Source organism: Pseudoalteromonas sp. SANK 73390, from assembly GCF_054966645.1.
Map to the genome: position 1 here is coordinate 19,985 of NZ_ARPN01000112.1, position 12,445 is coordinate 32,429.

General features: G+C 41.4%; 11 protein-coding genes. All 11 read right to left on the reverse strand.

The window, feature by feature from the left end:
- Nucleotides 1-51 precede the first annotated feature (51 nt).
- Nucleotides 52-480, reverse strand: a complete 429-nt coding sequence (locus SANK73390_RS15660) for a CBS domain-containing protein (protein WP_462767101.1) — start codon at nt 478-480, stop codon at nt 52-54.
- Nucleotides 481-550: 70 nt separating this feature from the next.
- Nucleotides 551-1,558 (reverse strand): isoaspartyl peptidase/L-asparaginase family protein, encoded by a 1,008-nt coding sequence (locus SANK73390_RS15665; RefSeq protein WP_462767126.1) that lies wholly within the window; start codon nt 1,556-1,558, stop codon nt 551-553.
- Nucleotides 1,559-1,755: 197 nt separating this feature from the next.
- Entirely contained in the window at nt 1,756-2,466 is a 711-nt protein-coding gene (locus tag SANK73390_RS15670; protein WP_462767103.1) for a SapC family protein, read from the reverse strand.
- Between the two features lie 184 nt (nt 2,467-2,650).
- On the reverse strand, nt 2,651-3,577 hold the full coding sequence (locus SANK73390_RS15675) for an SMP-30/gluconolactonase/LRE family protein (protein ID WP_462767105.1): 927 nt from the start codon (nt 3,575-3,577) through the stop codon (nt 2,651-2,653).
- An 8-nt stretch (nt 3,578-3,585) separates the two neighbouring features.
- Nucleotides 3,586-5,895, reverse strand: a complete 2,310-nt coding sequence (locus tag SANK73390_RS15680) for a beta-N-acetylhexosaminidase (protein WP_462767107.1) — start codon at nt 5,893-5,895, stop codon at nt 3,586-3,588.
- 80 nt (nt 5,896-5,975) lie between these two features.
- Complete coding sequence (locus tag SANK73390_RS15685; RefSeq protein WP_462767110.1) at nt 5,976-6,929, reverse strand: sugar kinase; 954 nt, start codon at nt 6,927-6,929, stop codon at nt 5,976-5,978.
- Nucleotides 6,926-8,374 carry a sodium:solute symporter family protein gene (locus SANK73390_RS15690; RefSeq protein WP_462767113.1) on the reverse strand — a complete coding sequence of 483 codons (1,449 nt, stop codon included), beginning with the start codon at nt 8,372-8,374 and terminating at the stop codon, nt 6,926-6,928. The genes SANK73390_RS15685 and SANK73390_RS15690 overlap by 4 nt, the downstream gene beginning before the upstream one ends.
- 32 nt (nt 8,375-8,406) lie before the next feature.
- Nucleotides 8,407-8,793: a RidA family protein gene (locus SANK73390_RS15695; RefSeq protein WP_462767115.1), complete on the reverse strand. Its 387-nt coding sequence runs from the start codon at nt 8,791-8,793 to the stop codon at nt 8,407-8,409.
- A gap of 15 nt (nt 8,794-8,808) precedes the next feature.
- Nucleotides 8,809-10,278 (reverse strand): N-acyl-D-amino-acid deacylase family protein, encoded by a 1,470-nt coding sequence (locus SANK73390_RS15700; protein WP_462767117.1) that lies wholly within the window; start codon nt 10,276-10,278, stop codon nt 8,809-8,811.
- Between the two features lie 5 nt (nt 10,279-10,283).
- The gene (locus SANK73390_RS15705; protein WP_462767120.1) at nt 10,284-11,156 is read right to left on the reverse strand and encodes a MurR/RpiR family transcriptional regulator; all 873 of its coding nucleotides are present in this window, start codon (nt 11,154-11,156) and stop codon (nt 10,284-10,286) included.
- Between the two features lie 14 nt (nt 11,157-11,170).
- Nucleotides 11,171-12,397 carry an amino acid deaminase gene (locus tag SANK73390_RS15710; protein ID WP_462767122.1) on the reverse strand — a complete coding sequence of 409 codons (1,227 nt, stop codon included), beginning with the start codon at nt 12,395-12,397 and terminating at the stop codon, nt 11,171-11,173.
- Between the last annotated feature and the right edge of the window lie 48 nt (nt 12,398-12,445).

The window sequence follows — 12,445 nt, forward strand, 5'->3', positions numbered from 1 at the left end:
ATGCTCTAAAGCAGAATATCTCGCTGTATGTATTAAAAACTATACTCTAATTCAAACAAACCGATGGCCAGATGCATAAGCATCGTGCAAGTGCTTATCAATTGCGAGCAACACATTAGCCCGACTTATCACCCCCATCAATACCCCTTCCTCATCAACAACAGGGTAAAGTTTAGGCTTATTTACTGTCATTTTATCAGCGATTTGAACAATGCTATCATCTGGGCTGACACACACTGGGTTCGCTGTCATGACATCACCTACTACACTGTGTGATTCATTTTGATAGGTTGCTTCTAACATTTTTCTCAAACAGTCTTGTTCAGACAAAAAACCAATCACACGTTTATTATTATCAATAACCGGTCCACCTGACTGCGCACTTTGTAATAGTTTTTCGACCGCAGATTCTATTCGCATCTCTACCGTAAAAGTAACAGGGCGATGATTTAAGTAATCGGCCACTTTAATCGATTGCATAATTATTTGCTCCATTTAAAAAAAGCCAGCATTTTAACTATAGCTGGCGTGTATGGAATTGCCTGTTTTTTCAATCGTTTTTAAAAATACCCACATAAGTTTTTTGTGAACTAGACTTGCTGGCCCGATACATCCCTTTGGTATTAAATGGCATACTGATATTGCCCTGTCTATCAACAATAATAACACCGCCTGTACCACCAACTGGAGCTAGCACATTGTGGATAACTTCATCTCCAGCTTGTGCAATTGATAGCTTTTGGTACGCAACTCTGGCACAAATATCACTGGCCACACTATAACGAATAAAATACTCTCCATGACCCGTTGCTGATACCGCACAAGAACGATTATCAGCAAAAGTGCCAGCACCAATCACAGGTGAGTCTCCGATGCGACCAAAGCGTTTGGCAGTCATTCCCCCCGTCGAAGTACCGGCTGCTAAATTGCCCTGTTTATCCAGTGCTACGGCACCCACTGTGCCCATTTTGTATTGAGCTGGTAAAGCGTTATGTGCAGCTTGATATGACTTAGAATCCACTTTTTTTGCATCAAGTTTTTGTTTGGCTTTTTTCAGTGCTTCAAATCTATGTGGAGTGTCAAAATAATGATTGTCAACAAATTTAAAACCCTGTTGCTTAGCAAACTGTTTTGCCCCCTCACCGCTGAGTAATACATGCACCGACTCTGTCATAACGACTCTGGCTAAATCAATTGGGTTTTTAATATGCTTTACACCTGCAATAGCGCCAGCTTGTCTGTCTCTACCATCCATAATGGATGCATCAAGCTCGTGAGCACCGTCATAAGTATATACAGCTCCTTTACCGGCATTGAAAAAGGGCGAGTTTTCCAAAATATTAATCGCGCGAGTAATGGCATCTAAGCTTTCACCTCCGGCTTCAAGCACCTTAAAACCAGCCTCAACAGCCTCTGTTAACTTGGCGCGATACGCCGCTTCTTGCTCTTCACTAAAAAGACTTTTGTCAATTGTTCCAGCTCCGCCATGAATAGCAATAGCGATGGGCTTGGTTTGCGCAAAGACATTACTTGCCAAGGCCATGCAAAGACCTAACATTGAAATAAGCATACTTTTTTTCTTCATTATTTCCTCGGTAGATATGTAATCTGGATGAGTTGTCACTTACCACGCTATTATCAATTTGATTGCTAAGATATTAACTTGCAACAAAATACGACAAACTTTTGTTTTCTTTTTGTAGGCACAAAAAAAGCACCCAAAGGTGCTTTTTCATATTGACTAGATGCTGTTATTTAAGCGTCTTCATTCAATGCTTTTAGACGTGCTAAACGTGCAACTTGATGTGTTGACGTTAAGAACGCAAAAATAGGTGCCAAGTAACCGCGCTTACGCAGCTCTAGGTACTCTTCATCACCTAGTTCATTTAGCTTACGCTCATCAACCAAGTAGATGCCATTAATATCTTTTTTCTCACCTTTAATTTCAACAGTTAACGTTTGTTGAATTAATAGTTCCTTGTCTGCTAAATGCTTTGTGAATGCTTCTGTAACACGAGAAAACTCTATGAAGTTCACTAGTGCTTCTTTGCGACGTGCTAAGTATTCTGTCTCTTTGCCGTCTTCAAATAGTGCATTGCCTTCACCTTCACCCACTAATGGGCTTGCTTCGTCAATCACGATACCGTACTGATCTTCTTCTGGGTGCTTAACTAAGCCAAATGGGTAGCGAGTAGCCGCTAATGGTGCAAAACCTGCGTTCCACTTGCCATCTTGCACAAATAAGTTTTCACCTGGCTCTAAACCAAACATAGCAACCGCTTGAAATTGACCAGTTTCATTGTTTTTCACAAACGCCATAGGGAATTCAGTTGCAACACGAGCAAACTCATGCGCTACCACAGGGATTAAGTGCTGTGATTTTAAGAAATCAACGTTAATGCCATTTTTTACCCTTGTGTTGGCATGTTTTTCGTTGTGTAAAGGCTGCACTTGTTGCTCCGCCATAATAGTACTCCATTCATTTATTTAATTATCACTTTTGTGGCCCTAAGGCTAAAGGTTTTGGGCACAAATTGGAAGTTAAATATTTATCACAGCGGCTCTAGCTGTAACCTCTCGTTTAAGAGATTAACTTTTGCGCATCAATATGCACACACCAAAGTCAATAGTCACCTTTTTAAAATATGCCTTAGTCAACTTTCAAGGTTTCATTTATAAAAGCAAAGCTCCTACCTGCTGTATTTACTTCAAACATTTCTATTGCACCGCGTTTTTGCATCGTCACAAAAACTGTTTTACCGTCTTCCCCCCCAAAAGCAACGTTTGTAGGATACTTGCCTTGCAATTTAACCGTTCTCAATAACCTTCCTTGTGGTGATACCACAGCTACCTGACCTGCGCCATAACGTGCAATATATAAGTTACCTTGCTGGTCAGTTCGCATGCCATCCAAACCAAAGTCTGAAAACACGATATGCAGCTGTTTATTTGAAATATTTCCCTTCTCATCAATATCATAGCGCCAAACTTTACGCTGAACACTCTCATTGACATACAAGGTTTTGTTGTCAGGACTGACTGTTACGCCATTGGTAGTGCCCATATTGGCTTCCAGCAATTGCATCTGCCCAGTTGCTTCTATGCGCCACAAATTTCCGGAACTATGTTGCCAGTTAGGATCGCTGGCAAACAAAACACCATTATCCATAATCGCTAAATCATTCGGCTGGTTCATCTTCGCATTATGAGCAAACACGCTAAGATGCTCTGATATACTTTTGCCTTGCATTAGTGCATTACTAGACACGCGATAAATGTTATGATTAACGTAATCAGCTATATACATGTTGCCATGTTTATCAAAACGTATCCCATTACCCACTGAGCCATTTGGTAATGTCATCAAAAGCTGAGCTTTACCTTTTGAAGTTATCGCACCAACGGTGCCTTGCTGTTGATAATTGACAGCGTACAGCACCCCATTTCTATCGACGGCTGGCCCTTCAATACCCTCTGTAAACACACCATCTGCAATCCAATCCGTTGTTTCAAAAACCTTATTACTTGCATAAACATGTGTACTTAGTAGTACTAAACTCAATAGTATAAATTTCATATTTTTCCTTATTTACAGCCTAAATATAAGTCACGCATTGGATATATGCCTGCTATCACAGTCTCATCTGTCAATGCTTGCAGACTAAGCAGTTTACTTTCTAACATTGCATCCGAAGATGAACCTTTGCACTTTGCAGTAACCTCTTTAGAATATTCTAAGAAGCGTTGTATTTTACTCACTATCTGATGATGGTTTTGCACTAATATCGGTTTGCGCAACAACTTTTTGTTAGCCTCTAATACCTGCTGCCACTGAACCAATTGTTCTTCTATGAGCGCAAGTGCGCTACTTTTTCCAGATAAATATCGAGCCACGTTAGTTTTAAGCGCTCTTACTTGTTCACTCTCAACTGCTAGAAAGTCTACAAATTTATTTAAACTTGCTTGCTGGTGGTATTGATTATTTAGGTACTTAATATGATGACGTGTGTAGTAATGACTTGGCTCTAGCATTTGCGCCATAGTAAAAAGTAACTTTAAGGTGTTTGCCTTATTTTGCTCATTAAGCTTTGGGTTTATCAAACTGCTAAACCCAGTATGTTGTTGTGACTGATGTGCTAAACCGATAACATTTGCGGCATAGTTATCGATAGTACCCAGCCGATTGTACATAGCAGAGCTATTGGTTAGCTCTTTAGCTGACCATAATCGCTCTGCAATAACAAAAAGCCTTGGCCAAACTCTTAAGTCAATATTGTCTGCTGTGACCATTTCGCTCCAAATTGTTGCCTCAGCACCTAAAATAAGCCCTTGATTCTGCTTTTTGAGTTCAGGAGACAAAGTCACTTGTTGTGGCTTATTGAGTGAGCGCACCTGTAATGGATAGCGACTATTTCCTATCATCACAGCGCCTCTTTGTTTCGCAAGGTCAAACTCGAATTTAAGCGGCCCCATCCAACTATCCATAAATGCGACCAATTGCATATCCTGTTTATTGACAGGATTTTGTACTGAAGCAACTCGATGGTAATGATCATTGAGTTTAATAAGCACTTGCTCACCCAGTACTAGCAACTCTCCTTTTACCTTACTGCCTTTTAAACGGTTAATAATAAAAGCAAGACTTAAAACTTGCGGTTGTGTCAAGTCAACAGCTATGGGCTCTTTTAAAGGGTCGTTACGATAGTGATAATCACTATACTGAGGTTGATCAATATAAAACCCTGTCGACAACACACCGCTAAACCCAGCATTAGCAATGCGATATAATGAGTCGTGTCCGCGCCAAGATTGCACTAAAATATCGTCGGCTAACTGAGGGTGAAATATTTCATCCCACCCCATCATGACACGGCCATATTTAGCAATGATTTTTTGTAATTGCGTATTGAAGTAGTTCTGTAAATCATGTCCATCCTGTAGCTGCTTTTGAGTCATTAGCTTTTTAATTTGCTCGTTTTTAAGCCACTGATCAGGTTCTACTTCATCGCCTCCTATGTGTAAGTATTTATCTGGAAAAATCTCTGTCATTTCTGCAAATAACTTATCAATAAAGTCATATACTTTTGGGTTTGCAATATTTAACAGCGGCTTAAATACTCCCCAATGGCGCTGCATTTGGTACTCTTTTACATCCGCCATTAATTCAGGATAAGCCACTGCAATCGCACTGGCGTGACCGGGCATACCAAACTCCGGAACAACCCGAATACCCAGCAAACTTGCATAGCGAATAACATCTTTCACTTGTTCTTGAGTATAAAAGAGTCCATCTGAGGCATATTGCGTCAACTTAGGAAAAACTTTACTTTGCATTCGCCAACCTTGGTCGTCAGTTAAATGCCAATGCAAAACGTTTAGCTTTGCTGCACTCATTCCATCAAGCTGACGCTTTATCGTATCCACAGGCATAAAGTGTCGCGCACTGTCAATTAACAAACCGCGCCAAGCAAATCGAGGGTTATCTTTAATTGAAAGCAATGGCAATACAATCTGCTGTGCAGTGCCTTTTTTGGCAAGTTGTACCAATGTCGTCAATGCATGTTGCACGCCAAATACTGACTTTGCTTTGATCCGCACTGCGCGATTATCAATCACTAACTCATAACTTTCATCATCGTCTAATTGCAAGGCACTTAAACGCTGTTCTGGCACCATTACTTCAATCGATATCGTGACAGGTTTAACACTCGCTTTTATTAGCATCACCTTATTTTTGGCAATACGCGTAAAGTAAGTGGCTAATTTGGTGCGTTGGAATATTTCCCGTGCTTTACTAAACCCAGTAAAAGACACATTAACTTCATCTGTAAGCACCAACTCCCCCTGAGAGAGTGCCATATGCTTGGGCATTGGCATCAAAATATTCTGGCACATAGCACCGGTGCTATAAATTAGCGAAACACTGAGAAAAAAAGCATATAGTTTTGCTCTGCAAAAGTTCAATTTATCACTCCTTATTGAACCAATTTAGGTAGTAGGTTAGGTGGCACTAACGCGCCATGATGCGCAATAACTGTTGCGGCAACCTGATGGGCAAACCTCGCGGCATCATTAGCTAAACCCTGGATTAGCATTTTGGCTAAAAAACCAGCCGCAAAAGCATCACCTGCGCCGCAAGTATCAACCACTTGCTCATCATTCACTTGCTCAGCTGGCACCGTGATTGGCGCATCATGACTTATGCTTTTTATTAGACAAGGCAAATGCCCCTGACGAACTACCAATGTTTGATTTGTCTGATGATGGGCTTGATGAAACGCAAAAACCTCAGCAGGATTACTCGTTCTATAAACTGCATACTCATCTTCATCAGTTAAAAATGCCAAATATGTCAGTGCCATAACAGCTAAGTAAATTGCTTGTGGCTGAGTGTTCAACCAAACAGAGCGGCGATAGTTATTATCAAAAAAAATGACGCCCCCTTTTTGCTTAAACGTCTTAAGTTGCATAAGTAGGTGAGTGCGTTGCTGCTCACACAAAATGGCTAAACTGATACCAGAAAGATAAATCGCATCTACTCGTTTATTGTGTAAAGCATCACTTAATGTCTCATCTAGATTAAAGTATTCTCTGGCGGCGCTTTGCGCACGGTCAAAACTAAAGCTTCGTTCACCTTTGTCATCAAGTATTATCTGGTAATTCCCCATCACCTTACACGTGTGAGTCACCACAAATTGTTCTGAAATACCGCACTCCTGCATAACCCTTTTAAACTGCTGACTATGACTGTCAGCCCCTATCGCCGTTGCATAATAAATTTCACAATCAGTCACATGGCTTTGCTTTAATAATTGACTCAAATACCATGCAGTATTAAAGGTATCTCCGCCAAAACTTTCGCTGCCATCAGCGCGGCGCTCCTGCATACACTCACCAAAAAAAACCAATGATTTGAGCTTATTTATCATGATGCTACCTGCTCTTCGCTTACATCTTTTTGAGGTAAATTGACATCGGATGAGTTCTTTTTAGTGAATACACTCACCAAAATACCTAATAGCAATGCACTACAAAGCGCAGGAATAATGGGGTTACCAAAATAGGTCAACCATGAATGATTAGCCCCAATCAAAATAGCTGTCACCGAGCCACCCACTAAGGTAGCCAAACTTCCCTGCCATGTATATTGTTGCCAGAACCGCCCAAGTAGTCCCATTACGCATAGTCCAGCTAAAACAACTGAGACCATTTTAGTTATGTAGGAAATAATGTCATTTGATAACAACGCCAACGCTAGCGCGGTAAATACCGTCACTAGCATGGCAATACGAGAGACCAATAGTTGCTTTGTTGCTGGTATATTTTCAGCAACAAACCATTGATAAATATCACTAATTAATACACTCACCCCAGCAATAGCATCTGAGCTGGCACTTGATAACGTAGCAGAAATACCCGCCAATAAAATAAAACCACCAATCGCCAACGGCAAAGTATTTAAAGCGATATATGGAAATGCATAGGCAGCATTGTCTAAGTTATCGTTAATTAAATACGCACATATACCAATAACCGCAGGGATCAAAGAAAACCCTAAATAAAGTCCACCTGAGATAAAAAATGAACGTCGAATACTTTTTACATTGTTTGCCGCATATATTCGTTGTCGAAAAGAAGGGGTAGCCAATACACCGACCAATACAGCCAGTGACATTGACACAGCAGGGATAACACCAATACTTTGGTACGATAAAATGCCATTACTTGTGGCAATGTCATTTTGACTTAATGCACCCCAGCCACCAATAAAGTCTACGGAAAAATAAGCCATTAATAAAAAGCCAACAAACAAGATAATCGCCTGAATCGCATCAGTCCAAACCACCGCTGAGTAGCCTCCTAAAGTGACATATATCGCTAAACCAATTCCTATGATTAGCTTTGCACTTACCTCATCAACTCCTGTTAACCAAGCCAGATACATGCCCCCGCCAATTAAATGCGCGCCCAACCAACCAATACTGGCTGCGTAAATCAACAGCGCTAATATTTTTTTTACGATTGCTTTATTATCAACATAGCTTGCAAGTTCTTCGCTCATCGTCGCAAAACCTTGTTGCCGGACGGGGGCAAATAGCCAAGCTAGTAACAATATCCCCAGTGCGCCACCAATTCCATAAAGCGACCCGGCCCAAGCATGTTGATACGCAAAACCTACCGCCCCCATTGACGAGCCAGTGCCAACCATAGTTGCCACCGTTGTACCTAAAGTTAAGAAAAATGGTACTTTACGCCCAGCAAGTAAATAGTCATCACTTGAGCTTTGCCACCTAGATACAAACCAACTGATAAACACCATGCCAAGTAAATAGACAACAAATGAAAGCATATATATTGATTGACTTTGCGACATACCTTTCCCTTTATGCTTAAGTTGACTGCTATTTACATGCCTTTAAAGCAGGTCACATCGACCTCAACTTTACAATCTACAACAAGGTCAGCGACCATACATATTCTCGCTGGTGGGTGCTGAGCAAAATACTCTGCAAACACTTTGTTAAATGATTGAAAATAGCGTGCATCAGTCAGTACTACAGATACATGGGTAACATGCTCCAATCCATAACCTGCTTCCTCCATGATCTCAATGCAGTTACTAATTGCTAAACGCGATTGTTCAACAATACCGCCCTCAACAACTTCACCATCTCGCATGGGGGTTTGCCCTGATACCTTTAACCAACCACCTGCCTCAACGGCTCGCGCAAAGGGTAAATGTTGTCCGCCAGTACCCTTACCACCTTCTGCACCTATTCTTCTGATTGTCATAGTAACCTCTTAAATTTACTCATCAGTAGGGCTGCGTGCTAAAAATTGCCCTGCTCTACCATAATTAACGATTGTGTCTGTATTAGCTCCGGCCACGAAGCTCAAGGTGCCATTAACCCAAACATATTCTATACCCAACGCTTGCGCCTTAGGCTTGTTATAGGTTGCTTGGTCTTGCACCTTTTTAGGGTCAAACAGTACTAAATCCGCAAAGTACCCTACTTTTATTTCGCCTCGCCTTTGCAGTTTGAATCTTGCAGCTGGCAACGCTGTCATTTTATGTATTGCTAAAGCCAACGGTAGGGTTTTTTTATCATTGCAATAATGCCCAAGCACCCGGGGAAATGTGCCCCATAACCTAGGATGGGGATGAGGGTCGCACGGTAATCCGTCCGAACCAATCATACTGTGCTCATAACTGAGAAACTGTTTAACGTCATCTTCGAGCATACAATGATAAACTGCTCCCGCAGGTTGCAATTTTTTGGCTGCATCGAGCAATGACAACTGCCACTTTGTCGCAATATCATTAAGACTTTGCTGAGCCATTTTTGGATGTGATTTAGACCAAGTTATAAATATCTCTGTATGCTCTGAAACTTGATTTAAATCTAAGGTGCTAGAGCTGGCCGCGTATGGGTAACAATCACAACCAATATCTTGATGCTCCCGTTGCTTATCTAAGTGCTGTAGGACTTGTGCTGCACGTCCCCAATTTTCCAGTCCGGCACACTTAATATGAGAAATAACCAATGGAATATCGGCATGATTAGCGGTTGCAAATGCTTCATCCATCGCATCTAAAATCCCTTGAAATTCACTACGTAGATGGGTGGTATAAATACCATCATAGGGTTTGACAACTTTAGCAAGTGCGTTCACTTCACTTTGACTCGCGCCTTTGGCATTGTAATAAGCAAGCCCGGTACTCAATCCAAGCGCACCTTGAACCATTGCTGTATCAAGTAGCTGCTTCATTAAATCTATTTCATCATCTCTAGCTGGTCGAGTTAAGTCTTTCATCACATATGCCCTAAGACTTGTGTGACCAACCAGCATCGCTAAATTAACACTGGGCAGTGCACATTCAAACGCGTTACGATAATCTTTAAGATCTTGATATACGAATTGATTTTTTTCACCGAGTAAGTTAATTGGGTCAACTGGTGCCTCTCCTTGACGATAAGGCACTGCACTAATACCACAATTGCCAGCAATGACAGTGGTTACACCTTGGCTCACTTTGTTTAGCATATGAGGGTTGTTGAGCACCTCTAAATCATCATGGGTATGCACATCAATAAAACCCGGAGCCAATACCAAGCCCGTTGCATCGTAATTATGTTTTGCTTGTAACTGACTACAATCACCGATAGCAACAATACTGTCCTTATCAATTGCAACGTCTATGACGTGTGGTTGGCTATTTGGCCCTTGATACACTGTCGCATTTTTTATAATGCTTTCCACATACGAATCCGTCACAGTGGCTAATCTCCTAATGGAAAACGTTTATCAGCAGGTCGCATATTGCTGCTTTTATCTCGGTGTTGATCTAATTGCACTTTCAATCGTCGTAGCTTTTCTTTAGAGCGCTTTTGATTTCTAACCGCCACTTCACTTGAGAGAATATCCACAGCAGCCATCATGGCATAGCGCGCTGCACTGGGTTTAAAAATGTAGTCACTCTCTTGGGTTTTTATTGGTAGGTGAAAATCAGCCATATTTGCAAGCGCACCACTTGGGCAAATAATCACCAACTGCGCACCGTACTCTTTGGCAATTCGAGCACCATCCATTACATCTGGTGATACGCCACTTAAAGATAAACAAATCACCACATCATCTTTATTCACTGTTGCAGCAGCCATGCGTATCATCATTGGATCTGAATAAGCATTACTTAATACATCCAAGCGAAAAAATCGGTTTTGGCACTCTTGCGCCATCATGCTACTTCCCCCGCCAACACCAAAAACTAAACAATGGCGAGTATTACAAATGGCAGTACTTGCTTGTTCAACCACTTGCTCATCTATCAAGCCCGCATTAAGGGCTAAAATCTCTTGAATTGAAGCATAAACATGGGAGATTTTTTCTTTATCAACTAAATCCTGACTCGTAAATCGCTCGCCAATCGCTGCAGATTGCGTAAGCCGAAATTTTAAATCACGAACATTCTCACACCCTAAACTACGCGCTAACCGTGTGATGCTTGCATGGCTAACTTCAGCCCTTTGTGCAAGCTCACTAATAGAAGCGCTGGCTGCAAAACTCAACTCAGCTATAATCAGCCGCGCCACTTTTTCTTCTGCGGGGCTAAAGTGACCTAACCCCTCTTTTATTTTACTAATAATATCCAATAGTATTGCCTCGATTAAAAATGCGTTGAAATGGTTTTAGTGATAACCCAATCTCGCTCAACAATGCCTATTTGTCGCCACTTATCAAACGTTAAGCACGGGTGAGACGTAGAAAAACATACCATATCGCCAACATTCAGTGGATGATTTAGAGAAAAGCGCAACATGGCATGCTGATCCATTATTTTTTCAACGTATAAATCACTAACTGTATTTTTTAAATGCTGATCTCTAGGTGAATAAACCAATTCAGCGGTAGGTAACCCTGCATCAAAAGCAACATCTCGCTTACCCATTCCCACAATCGCTAAACCATTTTCAGGCACAGACATAACATAAGCCCAAATATACAAACTCGACACTAAGGAGCCGTCTACGCTATTTGCAAATTCACTGCGTGCTAATATGGCTTGCTGCGCATTTTGGTAAATTCCAGTATCGTGAATAAGGTAACAACCGGGACGTATCACTAGCCTAAATTGTTTTTCGCACTCACTACTTACCAAAACTTTGGTGACAATGTCATACCAAGCAGAACCCGCGCCTGTAATAATCGGTTCAGGTTGAGCAAACACGTCTTGCTGATGTAAGCGTTTTGCCTGTGCAACAACATCTGCTACAAACTCTGCAACACTCTGTGCTGCATTTTCACCACTAATAACCCCCTCATAAAAGCCTAAACCGGCTATTTGTAAGCACTCATATTCACTACACGCCAATATCAGGGTGTCGATATCACCTACTGAGCGACAACCACACCGGCCACCAGCAACACCAAGCTCCAACAGAATATTCAGCTTGAGGTTCTTACTTGCAAAAAACTCACCTAACGCTTTTGCGTTATCAACCGAGTCAACAAAACAGTAAAACTCTAACCCTGTACTTTTTAGCAACTGTGCAATAAGTTCAAAATGGTGACGGCCCACTAATTGATTGGCTAATATAATACGTTCAATGCCAGCATTAACCGCACTCAACACTTGAGGTACAGTGGCTAAAGTAATCGCCCAAGCTCCCGCCTCTAATTGGTACTTAAATAACTCAGGTGACATGGTAGTTTTACCATGCGGAGCAAGTAAGACATTATTTTGACGAGCAAACTGCGCCATCCACTGTACATTTTGCCTAATCGCATCTTGTTTGATCACCGCAACTGGCAAGCTCACCTGCTCTTTAAAAATATTCCACCCCTGTTTGTACAATTGCTGTGAGCTTCCCGAGCCTTTTAAGAATTCAGACATTACTTATTTAGCATCCTTTAATATTAAAGTGTTTCCATTTTAGTGATT